Here is a 15,446-nt window from a genome sequence, read left to right as displayed (position 1 = left end):
CACCCCGCCGGAACCCGCACCGCGCGTGCGGACATAGCATCGGTGTCCGCATGGACACGATGAATCTGTGGCACCTCACCGGCTGGGGCTTCGCGGCGCTCGCCTTCGCGGCCCTGCTCGTCGGCTTCTCCAAGACCGCCGTCAGCGGGGCCAACACGGTCAGCCTCGCGATCTTCGCGGCGCTGCTGCCCGCCCGCGCCTCGACCGGGGTGCTGCTGCCGCTGCTGATCGCGGGGGACGTCCTCGCCGTGCTCACCTACCGGCGCCACGCCCACTGGCCCACGCTGTGGCGGCTGTTCCCGGCCGTGGCCGCCGGGGTGGTTGTCGGCACGCTGTTCCTGCTGTGGGCCGACGACGGGGTCGTACGCGTCTCGATCGGCGCCATCCTGCTGCTGATGGCGGCCGTCACGGTCCTGCGGCGCCGGGCGGCCGACCGCCCCGGTGAACCCGAGGCGGTCACCACCCGCTCCGGCCGCCTCAAGGCCCGCTCCTACGGTGTCCTCGGCGGCTTCACCACCATGGTCGCCAACGCGGGCGGCCCGGTGATGTCGCTCTATCTGCTCTCCGCGGGCTTCCGCAAGCTCGGGTTCCTCGGGACGTCGGCCTTCTTCTTCCTGATCGTCAACGTCGCCAAGGTGCCGTTCAGCGCGGGCCTCGGCCTGATCGACGGCCGCTCGCTGCTGCTCGACGCGGCCCTCGCGGTGTTCGTGGTGCCCGGGGCGCTGCTCGGCCGGTGGGCCGTCGACCGGATCGACCAGCGGCTCTTCGAACGGCTGGTGATCGCGGCGACGGTCGTGGGGGGTGTGCAACTGCTGCTCACCTGAGGCACGGCCCGGGGCACGTCCTACGCTCTGCGCCCCTACGTACGCCCTACGCCCCTACGAGGCCGTGGACGCCGGGGCCGAGGCGGACGCGGTGGCACGGGCCAGGGCCGCCCGCAGCCGGTCGTAGCGCTGCACGTTCGTCCAGTCGTCGGCACGCCGCGGACGCCCCGCGCAGAGGCCCCACAGAGCGGCCATGATCACGGTCGCCAGCGGGATGAGCAGCCAGGTCAGTGGGTCCAAGGTCGTCCTCTCCCTTCCCAGTGGATCAGTGGGTCAGGGGCGACCATGACATACATGATCAGTTCTACATACTGGTACGAAGAGCGACGTTCCGCTTTTCACCCGGAAGGATCCAGTACGGCGGGCGGCCCTGGCCCGCCCGGCGGGCGCCAGGGCAATGATCCGGTCGGCGGCAGGCCAAGTGATCGTTAAGATGAGCCGGTTGCCGCGACCCGGAGGCGGTGGCTCGGCTGCCGCCGTGCCCACCACCGGGACGGGGCGGGCACAGGGGGTAGGGACAGTGTCGACTTCGGGGACAGAGGGCGGTCTACAGGTGCTGGTGGCGGATCGGTACCGGCTCCACGCGGTCATCGGGCGGGGCGGGATGGGGGAGGTCTGGCAGGCCCAGGACGAGGTCCTCGGCCGGCCGGTCGCGGTCAAACTGCTGTTGAGTGACCTCGCCGACGCCTCGGCCGAGGCCCGCTTCCGGCTGGAGGCGCAGACCTCCGCCCGGCTCCACCACCCGCACGTGGTGGGCACGCTCGACTTCGGCACCTGGGAGCACCGCTGCTTCCTCGTCATGGAACTGGTCGACGGCGGCAGCCTCTCGGGCGAACTGAACGCGGGCGGCCCGCTCACCCCCGACCGGCTGGCCCAGGTCGCCGAACAGGCCGCCGAGGGCCTGGCCGCCGCCCACACCCAGGGCATCGTGCACCGCGACATCAAGCCGGGCAACCTGCTCAGCGACCGCGACGGCACGGTCCGCATCGGCGACTTCGGCATCGCGCGCTTCCTCGACGACCCGTCCGCCGGACTCACCACCACCGGGCAGATCGTCGGCACCGGCCTCTACCTGGCCCCCGAGCGCGCCATCGGCACCCCCGCCTCCCCGGCCTCCGACCTGTACTCACTGGGCTGCGTGCTCTACCAACTGGCCGTCGGCCGCCCGCCCTTCGAGTCGGACACCGCCACCGGGCTGCTCTACCAGCACGTCGACTCCCCGCCCGTGCCCCCGCACCAGCGCGGCGCCGTGCTGCCGCCCGCCTTCGAGGCGTACCTGCTGAGCCTGCTCGCCAAGCGGCCCGAGGAGCGGCCCACCGCCCGGCAGACGGCGGACTGGTTCCGCAGCGGCGCTTGGCGGGGCGCACCGGAACCGCTGCCGCCGGAGCTGCCCGGCCACGCCGTCGAGCCCTACGCACCCGCCTCACCCGCCCGGCACCGGGCGGCGCCCCAGGGCGCTCCTGACCGCGCCGCGCGCCCGCAGACGTCCGCCGTGGACACCGGCTGGAACACCACCGTCCACCGCGTGCCCGCGCGCCGCCCCGGCCTGCGCACCTCGCTGCGCCGCCACTCCCGCCTGGTCGCCGTGCTCGGCGGTGCGGCCCTGTTCGTCTGCGCACTGCTGCTCGGCATGAGCCTGTTCCAGGCGTAGCCTGCCGGGCATGCGGATCTCCGTCTCCTCCGACCTGGACGCGCCCGTGGCCCGCGCCCTGGTGGCCGCGCTCGCGGAGCGCGGCCACGACGTCACCGCCCACGGCGCGCTGCGCCCCGGCGGCGACCCGCGCTGGGCGGTGTGCTCGCAGGCGGCGGCGCGGGATGTCGCCGAGGGCCGCTGCGACCAGGCGGTGGTGTGCTGCTGGACCGGCACCGGCGCGTCCATCGCCGCCAACAAGGTGCCCGGCGTCCGCGCGGCCCTGTGCACCGACGCCGCCACGGCGGACGGCGCCCGCCGCTGGAACGACGCCAACGTCCTCGCCCTCGGCCTGCGGCTGACCTCCCAGCCGCTGCTCGACGAGATCCTCGACGCCTGGTTCGCCGCCGTACCCAGCGAGGACGCCGAGGACCGCGAGAACATCGCCGTCGTCGGACGCCTGGACGAGGCGAGGGCCCAGGAGTGGTGACGGGCCGGGGCCACCGGGGCGCGGGTGGTCAGCCGGGCAGGCGTACGGCCTCCGCCAGCGCGTCCGCGCGGAACAGCGCGTGCCCGGCGGCGACGCGGCGCGCGCGCTCCGGACCGCGCGCCGTCAGCCGGGCGAGGGAGTCCAGCAGCCCGGCCTCGTCCGGTACATGGTCGGACACCCCGGCCGCCGCCATCCGGCGGACCCCCTCCGCCCCGTGCCCCGGCAGCGGCCGGTAGCCCACGACCGGCAGCCCCGCGGCGAGCGCCTGGACGGCGGTCTGCCCGGCCGCGTTGTCCACCAGGGCGGCGCAGGTGCGCAGCAGGGCGGGCATGTCCGTCACCCAGCCGGGCGTGAGCACCCCGGGCACACCGGACAGGGCGCGGCGCAGCCGGTCGTTGCGCCCGCAGAGCACGACGGGCAGGTAGCCGTGCGCGGCGAGCAGCCGCGCGGTGCGGTGCAGCCGCGCCCCGGCCCCCCAGGCGCCCGCCGAGACCAGGACCGCCGGACGACCCGGTCCGTACGGCTCGAAGCGACGCCGCCACTCCGACGAACCCGCTGGATCCGCTGCATCCGCTGGATCCGGTGAATCCGATGAATTCGGCGACCTCGGCGACGCCGACGACTCCGGGGGGCGCGTCGGCCCCGGTGTGCCGGGGGACGGTCCGGCGAAGAACGCGGGGTCCACCACCGGGCCGGTCACCCGGGCGGGCCGCCCCAGGGCCGCGCGCACCTCGTCGGCGGCCCGGTCCGTGAGACACAGGTGCAGATCGTTGCCGGGATGCAGCCACTGGCGGTGCACCGCGAAGTCCACCACGACCACCGCGCTGGGCACGCGCAGCGCCCCGCGCGCCCGCAGATGGCCGGTGAGCTGGGCCGCCAGATGGAACACCGGCACCACCACATCGGCACGCGTGTGCCGCACCAGCTCCAGCAGCCGGTCACCGGCCAGCCGTGCCAGCGGTGTCCCGCTCGGCCGGGGCCGGGGGCCGGGCCGCAGGAAGAGGTCGTAGACACCGGCGTAGAGCCACGGGCAGTGCCGTACGGCGGCCTGGTAGCCGCCGCGCAGCCCCGTGCCCAGGCCCCAGGGCAGCAGCTCCAGCATGTCGACGGCCCGCGCCTCCTTCCCGGCGGCGCGGGCCCGGCGCACCAGCTCGGCGGCGACCGTGTCGTGCCCCGAGCCCATGGACGCGCTGACGACGAGCAGCCGCCCGGCCCCGGCGGCGGTCCCCTCGGCGGCGGGGCCTTCGAACGCGGCGGGAGCGGCGGCCCCCGGGCCGGTCAGGGGGCCCCGAGCGGCGGGCACCGGTGGCGGTACGGGCGTTTCGGACGACACTGGAAGTGAGTAACCCTCACGCACCGCAGCCAAACGAACCGCAGTCACCCGAACGGACACCCAGCCCGTCCCGACGGACACCCCCGCCCGTCCCGCGTTTCAGACCCGGCCCCCGGGACGCTCCACGCCCGGCACGCCGTACCGGACCGCCGGGGCCGCACCGCCGGTCCCGGGCCCGTCGATCCAGAGGTGCCCCGATGACCCAAGCCCCTTCCCGCGCACGGTCCGGCTCCGGGACCCGCCCCGGGGCACCGGCGGCGCCGGGCACCGAGCGTCGCGGAGGCGACGGCGGCCGGCCGGCCGGCGGGGGCGCGCTGGTCACCGGCGCCTCCTCCGGGATCGGCGCGGCCGTCGCCCGGCGGCTCGCCGCCGAGGGCGGCTGGCGGATGGTGCTCAACGGACGCGACCGCACCCGCCTGGAGGAGGTCGCCCGGGGCACCTCGGCACTGGCCTACGCCGCGGACCTGTCGGGGCCGGGGGCCGAGCGCCGCCTCGCCCAGTTCGCCCTCGACAGCGTCGGCGGGGTGGACCTGCTGGTGGCGGGCGCGGGCATCGGCTGGGCCGGTCCCTTCAGCACCATGCCCCAGCCCGCGATCGACGAGGTCTTCGACGTCAATGTGCTCGCCACGGTGCACCTGGTCCGGCTGCTGCTGCCGCACATGGTGGGGCGGGGCACCGGCCGCGTGGTCATCATCGGCTCCCTCGCGGGCACGGTCGGCGTACGCGACGAGGCGGTCTACTCGGCCGCGAAGGCCGCCCTGGCCACCTTCGCCGACGCCGTCCGCTACGAACTGCGCGGCACCGGCGTCGGCATCAGCCATGTGGTGCCCGGCGTCGTGGACACGCCCTTCTTCGACCGCCGGGGTGTGCCGTACCGGCGCGCGCGGCCCCGGCCCGTTCCGGCGGGCCGGGTCGCCGACGCCGTGTGGGAGGCGGTCGCCCGCGGCCGGGACGAGATCTATGTCCCCGGCTGGACCCGGCTGCCCGGCCGGATCCGCGGCGCCGCACCCGCCCTGTACCGGCGCCTCGCCTCACGCTTCGGGTGAGGGCCGATGCGCGGGAGCAGGTCCATGAGCGGCGGGGAACCGGCGCAGGGCAGCGGCCGGTGGGCCGAGGGCACCGAACGGCGCTCTGCGCCGGTGCCCCGCACGCCCCTTCCCACCGCGGAAAGCGCCACCCCCGTCGCCTCCGCCACCTCTGTCCCTCCCGCTGGCCCCCTCGCCCCCCTCGCCTCGGCGGGGACGCTCGTGCCCGTGGCCTCCCTCGCCGCCGTGGCCGCCCTGGCCGCCGCGCACATCGCCCCGGCGGCGTCCTGGCTGCCGCGCTTCCGCTCCCGCTGTCTGCCGCACCTGGCCGGACACGGCCGGCCCGGCCATGTCGCGCTCACCTTCGACGACGGCCCCGACCCCGCGAGCACCCCGCACTTCCTGGACGCGCTGGACCGGCTCGACGTCCGCGCCACCTTCTTCGTGCTCGGCGAGAGCGCGGTCCGCCACCCCGGACTCGTCCGCGCCATCGCCGGACGCGGACACGAGGTCGCCGTGCACGGCTGGACCCACAGCCGCCCCTGGCTGCCCGACCCGGGCCGGGACCTGCGGGAGACGGCGCGCGCGGTCCGCGCCGTGCACGCTCTCACGGGCCGCCGCCCGCTCTGGTACCGGCCGCCCTACGGCATCCTCACCGGCGGCCGCTGGGCCGCCGCCCGGCGCCTGGGCCTGCGGCCCGTGCTGTGGAGCGCGTGGGGCCGGGACTGGACGACGGACGCGACCGCTGCCTCCGTGCACGCGAGCGTCATGGCCGATCTCCGCGGCGGCGGCACGGTCCTGCTGCACGACACCGACCGCGCCTCGGCCCCCGGCTGCTGGCACGCCGCCCTCGGCGCCCTGCCCGGCCTCGTCGCCGCCTGCCGGGAGGCCGGCTGGGACGTGGGCACCCTGGCGGAACACGAGGTGACCGGCCGGACCGGGAGCCGTCGGCGCACCGGCGCACACCCCCCGGCCGCACCGCCTTCCGGCGCCCCGCCTACCCCTGCGGCCTGCGACGCAGCAGATACGTGTCCATGATCCACCCCTTGCGCTCCCGGGCCTCGGCGCGCAGCCGCTCGATGCGCGGCCCGGCTTCGGCGATCGGACCGGAGGCGAGGATCTCGTCCGGGGTGCCTATGTAGGCGCCCCAGTAGATGTCGATGTCCTGGTCGGCGTACTGCCGGAACGCCTGCTGCGCGTCGAGCATCACCACCACGTCGTCCACCCCCTCGGGGAACCCCTCGGCCAGCCGCCGTCCCGTGGTGATCTGCACCGGCCGGGCCACCCGGTTGAGCCCGGTGCGGTGCCGGGCCACCAGCGCGGAGACACTGCTGATGCCGGGCACCACGTCGTACGAGAACTCCACGGCACCGCGCGCCAGCACCTCCTCCAGGATGCCGAGGGTGCTGTCGTACAGCGCGGGATCGCCCCAGACGAGGAACGCGCCGGTGTCGTCCTCGCCCAGCTCGCCGGTGATCAGCCGCTCGTAGAGGTCCGCGCGGGCGCTGCGCCACTGGTCGACGGCGGGGGAGTAGCCCCGGCCGCCCGCCGCGCGGTCCCGCTCCGGGTCGCGCGCCTCCACCACCCGGTACCCGCCCTCGGGCAGATGGGCGTCCAGGATGTCCCGGCGCAGCCGCACGAGGTCCGACTTCACCTCGCCCTTGTCCAGGACGAAGAACACGTCCGTGTCGCGCAGCGCCCTGACCGCCTGCAACGTGAGCTGGTCGGGGTCGCCCGCGCCGATACCGATGACATGAATCTCTCGCACACCCCGAGTGTGCCCCAGGGCACTGACACCGCGTGCACCAGGTGCTGCACCCGGTCACCGGCGGCGCTTTTGCGGGGCGGATCCGCCGGGGCGCCTACGCCCCGGCGCGCAGCCGGGGCGCGCTCCGTGCCGCGTCCACCACCCCGGCCGTCCCGTCCTCCACCGCGTCGGCCAGTGCCCGCGCCCAGCCCACGAGCCCGGCCGCGTCCATGCCGTACGGCTCCGGCACCCCGGAGTCCGTCGTCCAGTCCCGTACGCCCTGCGCGCCGCGCCGCAGCAGGCGGGCGCCGCCGGTCACATTGCCGCGGGCGGAGTGCGTGAGGCCCACCGCGAGCTGGGCCAGCGCGCGCCACAGCCCGCGCTCGCCCTCGGGCCCGGACTTCCAGGCGTCCTCGAAGACCTCGTGCGCGTGGAACGGCCGTCCCGCGTCCAGCAGCGTCTGCGCCTCGGCGACCGTCCGGTCCGGGGTGCGCACCACCCCCTCGGGCTGCCGCGCCACTCCGTCCGCGCCGTAGGGCAGCGGGCGCCCCAGGCCGTCGCGTGGCCGGGCGTTGCGCGCCCGCCCCTCACTGTCCCGGTCCCGCGCACCGACCACCCGGTCGGATGATGTGCTGCTCATACCCACGATTCTCCCTTGTCGCCGTGCCGCCCCGAGTGCCCCCTTCGGCACCGCCCCCGGCGTGCGGTAAAGTGACCTTCGCGCGCTCACGCGGTCCACCGCACGAGAGCGCATCGGGACGTGGCGCAGCTTGGTAGCGCACTTGACTGGGGGTCAAGGGGTCGCAGGTTCAAATCCTGTCGTCCCGACTCGTGAGAGTCGCAGATCAGGGGCGGTTTCGGAGGCATCCGAAACCGCCCCTTGATCATTTTTGGGGACCAGATGGGGACCGGCGCCCTTGACCGGGGTCAGCGGGTCACGACGATCGGGCTCGGCAGCGAGCGAGGTGCGCGGAGCACGCTGAGGTGTGCGGAGAGCGCCGCCCGGCGGCCGTACTGCCGCACGCACCCCCGAACTCCCCTCGGCCGTAGCCGCAGTGATCGCAGACCGCCGGGTACGACACTCTTCCCGGCGACCGCGACAACACGGCGCAGGGCAGGACCGTGGTCCACGAAACGGGACACTGGCTGAACCTGTACCGCACTTACGACAACGGGTGTGAACCTCCTGGTGACTACGTGGCCGACACCGCGCCACAGGCGTCCGCCACCGAAGGGTGCCCCGAGGCACCCTTCGACCTGCACAACTACAGGGACATGATGGACGACGCGTGCATGTACCGATTCACCGTCGGCCAGGCGCAGCGAATGGCCGATTCGTGGGTGGCCTACCGTATGCCCACGGGCAGCGGCTCCTGATCTTCGGGTCATCCCGCCTAGCGGCTCGCCGGTACACGGCGGGCCGCTACGTGTGTTCCGGCAAGCGGGTCCCTGGTTGTCCGACGGGCCGCGTCGCCGATCCCTCACCCGACAGCACCGTCACCCGAACGGCCTAACGTGATGTGCCACCCGTACGGGTGAACATCACGCTGGTGAGTGTCCCAGTCAAGGCAATCCGCAGAAGGGGAAAACAAATGCGCATTCGACGAGCCCTCGCCGCCGTCATCGCCACGGCAGCCCTCACCGGACTCGGCCTCACGGGCGCCGCCACCGCCACCGCCGCCACCCACACCCCGAGTCAGGACGGCGCCGCCCTCACCCCGGGCGAGTGCACGGCGGGCGGCGGAACGGTCGACTGGAGCAAGGCGCAGATACCCCACACCGGGACCTGCGTGGGTGGTACGCAAAACGGCAAGATAGTCGACTGAACGTCGCTAGGTGCTCCGCAGCCACGCGCTGCGGAGCGCTCCCGCGCGCGCCAGCCCAGCTGATCGCCCGACGCGGCGTCGCCCACGGCTCCGGACTGGAAATGACCTCCGAGGTGGTTGGACCACTCCGGAACCGGTGGTCTGGGGGTGCGAAGTGGCACGGCCGAAGCCGTGGGAGGTCGGCGATGAACTGTGGGCGGTGATCGAGCCGCTGCTGCCCAAGGTCGAGTGACGGACCAGGCACCCAGGACGCAAGCGGCATCCGGACCGGCTGGTCTTCCAGGGCATCCTGTTCGTCCTGCGTACCGGGATCTCCTGGGAACACCTGCCGCAGGAACTCGGTCGGCTGTGCGGACCGGCTCACGAGCTGAGCCGAGGGTCAGTCACAGATACGGGCGGTCGTCACGCCGCCGCCCGAATTCTCGTCGTCCGTGCCAAGGACCGCGACGCCGGAGCCGGACACGCAGTCCAATGCCTCAACCTTGTGGTCCTTGAACTTCCGCAGCACCTTTGGGGACTTGGCCACCGTGAGCCGCACCTGGCCCGAGCGGTCGAGCGACACCGAGCCCGCGTCGCTCACCGCCGAGTCGAACGGCCCGTCGTCACCGTCGTCCGACGCCGAAGCGATCAGCAGCCGACCCGAGTCTGTGACGGAGAGGTCGGAGACGTGCCGGACGTCTCCCGTGGGATACGGAGCACGGTAGACGGCCTTCGTCACGGCGCCGAACACCGACTCCCCGTACTGGTTGAACGACAGTGGTGCCGCGTAGAGCGTCGCCGCTCGGCCCTCGCCCTCGCCCCTGTCGGCCCAGACCGCCACCAGCCTGCCATGGCGCGAAATCAGCGTGAGGCTCTCGAAGTTGTCGCCCTGACCGATCGCCGGGAGCGGCGAGAGGTCGCGGACCTCGGCCGCGTTCCCGTCGTCGGTGACCTCGAGGTGGTATATGAGTCCCCGGCTCGCCACTGCCAGGTACTCGTCGGAGGTGCCGGGCACCGCTTCGAGCGCCTCCAGGTCGATCGGCTCGGCATCGCCCCTCCAATCGAGCGGCTGTACGACGGTTGCGCGCCCGGACCCACCGGGGCGGTAGGTGAGTCGGGCGATGCGGTTCTCTCCGGGCAGCTTGTTGTCCCGGGCGATCAGGGTTCGGTAGGTGCTGCCCGAGCGTGAGACGACGGCGAGCCCGCTGATGCCGCTTCGCATGTCGTGTCCGGCCGGTTCCCATCGGGGGGCCGTGGTCGTCGGCGCGTCACTTGTCCGGGCCGCAGTCACTCCGGTGGTGGCGACCACGGCAACCACCGCACCGAGCAGGGCGATTGCGGGCAGGACGGCCTTACGCATGCTCATGCACTTCTCCTGGTGACGTGACGCGCGTAGACGATCGGGTTGGCCGGGAACGTAACGGCCCGAGCAGTCTCCCGGCAAGAGGCGTGACCACATGACCGGTGGGTAATCCGGAGAGCCGCCGAGCCTGTCGAGCAAGAACTCCTGTCGGAATGACTTCAGGCGTCGCCGGCCGATGAGTGCGCATCCGAGGGTGAGGGGGCTTCGGGGATGTCGTTGCGTATCTCCCAGCGGATCCGCGGGCTGCGGAACAGGACAGATGGGCGAACGCGCGCTCTGCGAATCAGCGTTGGGCGGCCAGGCCGGAGCCGTGCTCGGTGCCGCGGCGCGCGATCAACGGCTTCACGCCGAGGCCCCGGACCAGGCCGCGGTACTTGTCGTGGTCGTAACCGTGGTCGCCTAGCGACCGTCTGTGACGAGGGCGGCCCGAGGGGCAGGTGGCGCACTTGGGGACCAGTTGGGGGCCGGCGTCCGTGTCGATGGGTGCACAGCACGTACAGATATACACGCCGTGCATCCTCTGATTGCAGCACATGTCATGATTTCCCCCGACTCATCGATCTGGGGGGGGCAAGGGGTCGCAGGTTCGAATCCTGTCGTCCCGACTCGTGAGAGTCGCAGGTCAGGGGTGGTTTCGGAGGAACCCGAGACCGTCCCTGAGCGTTTTCCGGTTCCGGGGGGGGCGTACGGCCCGGTCCAGGCCGCTCCGCTCATCCGCCGCCCGAGCGCCGCAGCAGCCGGACGGCGAGTGCTCCCGTGGTGACGGCGACGAGCGCGCAGGCGGCGCAGGCGAGGGACATACGGGGGGCGGTCGAGGTGCGGGTGAGGGTGCCGCAGACCGCCACGCCGAGGGTGAGGCCGAGCTGTCGGACGGCGTTGGCCGCGCCGCCGGCCGCGCCCGCGTGGTGGGGCGGGGCCGTGGCGATGGCGACGGCGGGCAGCACGGGCGAGACCACGCCCGCGCCGGCTCCGCTGAGCACCAGGAACGGCAGCAGCACGGGCCAGGCCGGCCGCCCGGCCACCGCGGTGGCGGTGAGCGCGCCGACGCCGACCAGGATCGTGCCCGCGCCGAGGGTCCAGGCCGGGTGGAGCGCGTGGAGGTGCCTGCTGACCAGGCCGGAGACCGCGACGAAGACCACGAGCTGGGCGACGAGGACGAGGGAGACGGCCGGCGAGGCCAGGCCGAGACCGGTCTGCATCCACGTCGCCAGGGCGGGCAGCGCCCCGAACGCGGCGAAGTAGTACCCGAAGGCCGCCAGCAGGACCGCGACGAACCTCGGTGCCGTGACGAGCGCGGGCGGCAGGATGGGCCGCGGGCAGCGCCGTTCGGCGAGTACGAATCCGCCCCCCGCGCACAGGGCCGTGAGCCAGCCCGCGAGCGAGTCCGGCGCGCCCCACCCCGATTCGCCGCCGGAGATCACCGCGTAGGCGAGACCTGTCACCGCGACGCTGACCAGCACGATGCCCGGCCAGTCCACCCGGGCGCGGAACAGGCGCCGGGCCGTCCGGTCCCCGCACGGGGCGAAGCCCGGCTCCGGCTCCGGCTCCGGCTCCGGTGCCGGTGCCGGTGCCGAGGCCCGGGCCGGTGCCGGGGCCGAGGCCGGTGACGGAGGCACCGTCGCGTGCGGCAACGAGCGGGCGGCCAGCGCCAGCGCCCCGGCGCACAGGGGGAGCGAGCCGAGGAACAGCCAGCGCCATCCGGCGTACTCCGTCAGTACGCCGCCGCAGACGGTACCGACCGCCGAGGCGGCTCCCGCCACCGCGCCCCAGACCGCGAACGCGGTCGCCCGCTGCCCGGGGCGTACATAGGTCAGTCCGATCAGCGGGACGATGGTGGCGAGCATCGCGGCCCCGGCCACGCCCTGGCCGGCCCGTGCCGCGATCAGCAGGCCCGGCGAGGTGGCGAGTCCGCACGCCAGGGTGGCCAGGGTGAATCCGGCCAGCCCCGCGAGGCACACCCGGCGGCTGCCGAGCGCGTCGCCGATCGCACCGGCGCCGAGCAGCAGTCCGGCCAGCGCGAGGGTGTAGACGTCGATCACCCACTGCTGGGCGCCGTGGTCCGCGCCGAGACCGGCGCCGATGCCGGGCAGGGCGACGGTCACGACCGTCGTGTACAGCAGCAGCAGGAACGTACCGAGGCAGCAGGCGGCCAGCGGCAGCCACCCCGGTCCGCTCCCGGTCCCCGCCGGGGCGGCGCGCGAAGGGGCGCGAGGGGCGTCGGGCGTCGTCGGGGGCAGGGTGCGGATGCGGTCGCGGGCGGTCATGACCCGACGGTGATGTAATGCTCTTGTGCATGTAAACCCTTACGGGCGCCCTCTGCTGGACAACGTGATCGACCTGCTCAACCGGCCGCCCACCGGCATCGAGGACATCACCGCGCGCTGGGTCGCCGTCGGCATGCCCCTGGAGAACGAGGCCCGCGAGGGCGACGCCGCGCTGGTGCGCGACTATCTCCGCGGCTGGCGGCGCCTGGTCGACGCCGAGGACGAACCGGCCCGCGTCGCGGTCCTCAACGCGCTGCTGACCCGCTACGCGGGGCCGCCCACCGTCACCGACCACGACGGCAGCGGCTGGCACCTGCACTACCGGCCGGACGGCGCGGGTCTGGGCGCGGTCCTCACCGCCTCCACCACCGTCGCGGCGGCCCAGCACCTCACCGCGCACGGGATGCGGCGCCTCGGCCGCTGCGCCCTGCCCGAGTGCGGTGACGCCTATGTCGACCACAGTCGGCCGGGGCGCCAGCGGTACTGCTCCCACGCCTGCGCCAACCGTGACGCCGTGCGGCGCCACCGCCGGGCCGCGCGGGAGGCCGCCTCGTAGCGGACGGGAGAGCCGAGCGGCCGCTGCGAGGCGCCGCCGCGGCGCGGTGCGCGGCGGCGCGGTGCTGCTGAATTGCAAAAGTTCGCAATTGGTTAGATGCTGTGTTGGCTGTGCCCGCAGGAAGCGCGGGCACAGCCTTGCGCGTGCGCCCGGCCTGGGGCGGACGGCGGGAGAGTCGACAGTCGAGGGGTCGGGCCGGTGCCGGTACGGAATGTGCTGCGGGAAGCCGAGGTCGCCACGCGATGAGCACCCCGCTGACACGGGCCGCCCGCTCGGCGCGCTCGCTGCTGCCCGCGCGGTCCGACCTGGCGGACGTCCGCCGGGATCCGCGCCGAGACCTGCTGGCCGGTCTGACCGTGGCGATCGTGGCGCTGCCGCTCGCGCTCGGCTTCGGGGTGTCCTCCGGACTCGGCGCGGAGGCGGGCCTCGCGACCGCCGTGGTGGCCGGGGCGGTCGCGGCCGTCTTCGGCGGATCGAACCTCCAGGTGTCCGGGCCCACCGGTGCCATGACCGTCGTCCTGGTACCGATCTTCGGCCGGTACGGGGCGGGCGGGGTGCTCACCGTCGGCCTGATCGCGGGCTTCCTGCTGGTCGGCCTCGCCGTGCTGCGGGCGGGGAAGTACATGCAGTACGTGCCCGCCCCCGTGGTGGCGGGCTTCACGCTCGGCATCGCCTGTGTGATCGGCTTGCAGCAGGTGCCGAACGCGCTGGGCGTGGCCAAACCCGAGGGCGACCGCGTGCTGGTGGTGACCTGGCGGGCCGTCGAGGAGTTCGCGAGGACACCGAACTGGACGGCGGTCGGCCTCGCCGTCGCCGTGGCGGCGCTCATGCTGGCCGGTGCCCGCCGCCGGCCCGCCGTCCCGTTCTCCGTCGTCGCCGTCGTGGCCGCCACCGCGGTGGCGCGGCTCGCCGGTCTGGACGCGGCCACGCCGATCGGCGACCTGCCCGCCGGACTGCCCGCGCCGTCGCTGGCCTTCCTCGACGCGGGGGCGCTCGGCTCGCTGCTCGCACCCGCGGTCGCGGTGGCCGCCCTGGCCGCCCTGGAGTCGCTGCTGTCCGCCTCGGTGGCCGACGGGATGACGACGGGGCAGAAGCACGACCCGGACCGGGAGCTGTTCGGGCAGGGGCTCGCCAACATCGCGGCCCCGCTGTTCGGCGGGGTGCCCGCCACCGGCGCCATCGCGCGCACCGCGGTCAACGTCCGCACCGGGGCGCGCTCCCGGCTCGCCGCGCTGACCCACGCCGCCGTCCTCGCGGTGATCGTCTTCGCCGCCGCGCCGCTCGTGTCGCAGATCCCGCTCGCCGCGCTCGCGGGCGTGCTGCTGGCCACCGCGGTCCGCATGGTCGAGGTGGCCTCGCTGAAGGCGATGGCGCGCGCCACCCGCTCGGACGCGCTGACCCTCGTCCTCACGGCCGCCGCGACCCTCGCCCTCGACCTGGTCTACGCCGTGATCATCGGCCTCGTCGTCGCGGGCGCCCTCGCCCTGCGCGCGGTCGCCCGGCAGGTCCGCCTCGACCGGATGCCGCTGGACGAGCCGGACGGGCGGGACGGCGGGGAGGGCGAGCGCACGGCCGCGGCTGACGCCCTGTCGGCCGGACACATCGTCGCCTACCGCATCGACGGGCCGCTGTTCTTCGCCGCCGCCCACCGCTTCCTGCGGGAACTGGGCGAGGTCGCCGGCGCCCGGGTGGTCGTCCTGCGCATGTCGCGGGTGACGACGGTGGACGCCACCGGCGCGCTGGTCCTCAAGGACGTGGTCGAGAAGCTGAACCGGCGCGGCATCGCCGTGATGACCTCGGGGATACGGCCGGGACAGCGCCGGGTCCTCGACTCGGTCGGCGCGCTGGAGCTGCTGCGCCGCGAGGGCCGCGAGTACGCGACCACCGCGGAGGCGCTGCGCGGCGCGCGCGACCACGTCGACCTGACCGGGCCGCTGCCCGCCGAACCCGCCGCCGTCCCCGCCCGGCCGCAGCGCGGCAGTGAGGAACCCGTCCGATGAGCACCGCCCGCGCAGCGCTGCGCATGACCGAGGTCTCCGGCCCCGAGGCCCTGTGGCTCCTGGAGGGCAGCCGCCTGGGACGGCTGGTGTACGTCCGCCGGGAGCAGGCCGTCGTGCGTCCGGGGCGGCACGTGTGGCAGGCGGGCCGCCTCGTCGTGCGCACCCCGGTGCCGGCCGCCGCGGTGCCCGCCTCGGCGGCGTACCACGTGGACGAGGTGGACCGGGACACCGGCACCGGCTGGAGCGTCACCGCCGACGGCCCCGCCGAGGTGGTCGCCGATCCCGACGAGGCCGCCCACTACCGGCGCGTCCTGCGCGGCTGGACGCACGGCCCGCACGACACGATCGTGCGGCTGCGCCCGCGGACCGTCACCGGCTTCCGGCTCGCCCGGACAGGGGGCTGAGGGGC

Annotated in this window: 15 protein-coding genes, 1 tRNA gene and 2 pseudogenes; 12 read left to right on the top strand and 6 right to left on the bottom strand. The window is 74.6% G+C overall.

Annotation, left to right across the window (positions count from 1 at the left end; genetic code table 11):
- Positions 1–50: 50 nt before the first annotated feature.
- Entirely contained in the window at positions 51–824 is a 774-nt protein-coding gene (locus tag B086_RS0112405; RefSeq protein ID WP_018566731.1) for a sulfite exporter TauE/SafE family protein, read from the top strand.
- A 54-nt stretch (positions 825–878) separates the two neighbouring features.
- Here B086_RS0112405 and B086_RS0112400 read toward each other — a convergent pair whose 3' ends face one another.
- Positions 879–1,064 (bottom strand): hypothetical protein, encoded by a 186-nt coding sequence (locus tag B086_RS0112400; protein WP_018566730.1) that lies wholly within the window; start codon positions 1,062–1,064, stop codon positions 879–881.
- 319 nt (positions 1,065–1,383) lie between these two features.
- On the opposite strand from B086_RS0112400, the gene B086_RS0112395 reads away from it, so the two are divergent.
- On the top strand, positions 1,384–2,475 hold the full coding sequence (locus B086_RS0112395; protein WP_234029302.1) for a serine/threonine-protein kinase: 1,092 nt from the start codon (positions 1,384–1,386) through the stop codon (positions 2,473–2,475).
- 10 nt (positions 2,476–2,485) lie between these two features.
- Positions 2,486–2,944: an RpiB/LacA/LacB family sugar-phosphate isomerase gene (locus B086_RS0112390; protein ID WP_018566728.1), complete on the top strand. Its 459-nt coding sequence runs from the start codon at positions 2,486–2,488 to the stop codon at positions 2,942–2,944.
- 28 nt (positions 2,945–2,972) lie between these two features.
- Here the strand turns inward: B086_RS0112390 and B086_RS0112385 are convergent, their stop codons facing one another.
- Entirely contained in the window at positions 2,973–4,247 is a 1,275-nt protein-coding gene (locus B086_RS0112385) for an MGDG synthase family glycosyltransferase (RefSeq protein ID WP_018566727.1), read from the bottom strand.
- A 227-nt stretch (positions 4,248–4,474) separates the two neighbouring features.
- Between B086_RS0112385 and B086_RS0112380 the strand changes: the two genes are divergently transcribed.
- Entirely contained in the window at positions 4,475–5,323 is an 849-nt protein-coding gene (locus tag B086_RS0112380; RefSeq protein WP_018566726.1) for an SDR family NAD(P)-dependent oxidoreductase, read from the top strand.
- Positions 5,324–5,530: 207 nt separating this feature from the next.
- On the top strand, positions 5,531–6,340 hold the full coding sequence (locus tag B086_RS39890) for a polysaccharide deacetylase family protein (protein WP_078531074.1): 810 nt from the start codon (positions 5,531–5,533) through the stop codon (positions 6,338–6,340).
- On the opposite strand, the gene cobF is transcribed toward B086_RS39890, so the two are convergent.
- Positions 6,300–7,070, bottom strand: coding sequence for a precorrin-6A synthase (deacetylating) (cobF, locus tag B086_RS0112370; protein ID WP_018566724.1), 771 nt, complete (start codon positions 7,068–7,070; stop codon positions 6,300–6,302). The genes B086_RS39890 and cobF overlap by 41 nt on opposite strands.
- A gap of 94 nt (positions 7,071–7,164) precedes the next feature.
- Complete coding sequence (locus B086_RS0112365; RefSeq protein ID WP_026252345.1) at positions 7,165–7,689, bottom strand: DUF309 domain-containing protein; 525 nt, start codon at positions 7,687–7,689, stop codon at positions 7,165–7,167.
- Positions 7,690–7,803: 114 nt separating this feature from the next.
- On the opposite strand from B086_RS0112365, the gene B086_RS0112360 reads away from it, so the two are divergent.
- The 4 genes and pseudogenes from B086_RS0112360 to B086_RS39885 all read left to right on the top strand — a co-directional run.
- Positions 7,804–7,877 (top strand) — tRNA-Pro (locus B086_RS0112360).
- Positions 7,878–8,159: 282 nt separating this feature from the next.
- Positions 8,160–8,426: pseudogene (locus tag B086_RS0112355) on the top strand (M43 family zinc metalloprotease); the annotation flags it as partial.
- A gap of 215 nt (positions 8,427–8,641) precedes the next feature.
- Positions 8,642–8,875: a hypothetical protein gene (locus tag B086_RS0112350; protein ID WP_018566721.1), complete on the top strand. Its 234-nt coding sequence runs from the start codon at positions 8,642–8,644 to the stop codon at positions 8,873–8,875.
- Positions 8,876–9,029: 154 nt separating this feature from the next.
- Positions 9,030–9,234, top strand: a pseudogene (locus B086_RS39885) (transposase); the annotation flags it as partial.
- A gap of 20 nt (positions 9,235–9,254) precedes the next feature.
- On the opposite strand, the gene B086_RS44975 reads toward B086_RS39885, so the two are convergent.
- Both B086_RS44975 and B086_RS0112330 read right to left on the bottom strand, forming a co-directional pair.
- Positions 9,255–10,220 carry a hypothetical protein gene (locus B086_RS44975; RefSeq protein ID WP_018566719.1) on the bottom strand — a complete coding sequence of 322 codons (966 nt, stop codon included), beginning with the start codon at positions 10,218–10,220 and terminating at the stop codon, positions 9,255–9,257.
- A 707-nt stretch (positions 10,221–10,927) separates the two neighbouring features.
- Positions 10,928–12,481, bottom strand: coding sequence for an MFS transporter (locus B086_RS0112330; protein ID WP_018566717.1), 1,554 nt, complete (start codon positions 12,479–12,481; stop codon positions 10,928–10,930).
- 25 nt (positions 12,482–12,506) lie between these two features.
- Here B086_RS0112330 and B086_RS0112325 point away from each other — a divergent pair, with 25 nt between their 5' ends.
- The 3 genes from B086_RS0112325 (at position 12,507) to B086_RS0112315 (ending at position 15,441) form a co-directional block, all read left to right on the top strand.
- On the top strand, positions 12,507–13,037 hold the full coding sequence (locus B086_RS0112325) for a CGNR zinc finger domain-containing protein (RefSeq protein WP_026252343.1): 531 nt from the start codon (positions 12,507–12,509) through the stop codon (positions 13,035–13,037).
- A 242-nt stretch (positions 13,038–13,279) separates the two neighbouring features.
- Positions 13,280–15,037: a SulP family inorganic anion transporter gene (locus B086_RS0112320; protein ID WP_018566715.1), complete on the top strand. Its 1,758-nt coding sequence runs from the start codon at positions 13,280–13,282 to the stop codon at positions 15,035–15,037.
- Positions 15,034–15,441 carry a pyridoxamine 5'-phosphate oxidase family protein gene (locus B086_RS0112315; protein ID WP_018566714.1) on the top strand — a complete coding sequence of 136 codons (408 nt, stop codon included), beginning with the start codon at positions 15,034–15,036 and terminating at the stop codon, positions 15,439–15,441. The genes B086_RS0112320 and B086_RS0112315 overlap by 4 nt, the downstream gene beginning before the upstream one ends.
- The last annotated feature ends 5 nt before the right edge of the window (positions 15,442–15,446 follow it).

Source organism: Streptomyces sp. PsTaAH-124 (assembly GCF_000373685.1).
GTDB lineage: Bacteria > Actinomycetota > Actinomycetes > Streptomycetales > Streptomycetaceae > Streptomyces > Streptomyces andamanensis.
Note: the sequence above shows the minus strand (reverse complement) of the source record. Positions and strands in the feature narration are given on the sequence as shown.

Bases quoted from the DNA above. Each gene is read 5' to 3' on its own strand.
- B086_RS0112405 (WP_018566731.1), top strand. From the start codon at position 51: ATGGACACGATGAATCTGTGGCACCTCACCGGCTGGGGCTTCGCGGCG.
- B086_RS0112390 (WP_018566728.1), top strand. From the start codon at position 2,486: ATGCGGATCTCCGTCTCCTCCGACCTGGACGCGCCCGTGGCCCGCGCC.
- B086_RS0112380 (WP_018566726.1), top strand. From the start codon at position 4,475: ATGACCCAAGCCCCTTCCCGCGCACGGTCCGGCTCCGGGACCCGCCCC.
- B086_RS0112365 (WP_026252345.1), bottom strand. From the start codon at position 7,689: ATGAGCAGCACATCATCCGACCGGGTGGTCGGTGCGCGGGACCGGGAC.
- B086_RS0112350 (WP_018566721.1), top strand. From the start codon at position 8,642: ATGCGCATTCGACGAGCCCTCGCCGCCGTCATCGCCACGGCAGCCCTC.
- B086_RS44975 (WP_018566719.1), bottom strand. From the start codon at position 10,220: ATGAGCATGCGTAAGGCCGTCCTGCCCGCAATCGCCCTGCTCGGTGCG.
- B086_RS0112330 (WP_018566717.1), bottom strand. From the start codon at position 12,481: ATGACCGCCCGCGACCGCATCCGCACCCTGCCCCCGACGACGCCCGAC.
- B086_RS0112320 (WP_018566715.1), top strand. From the start codon at position 13,280: ATGAGCACCCCGCTGACACGGGCCGCCCGCTCGGCGCGCTCGCTGCTG.
- B086_RS0112315 (WP_018566714.1), top strand. From the start codon at position 15,034: ATGAGCACCGCCCGCGCAGCGCTGCGCATGACCGAGGTCTCCGGCCCC.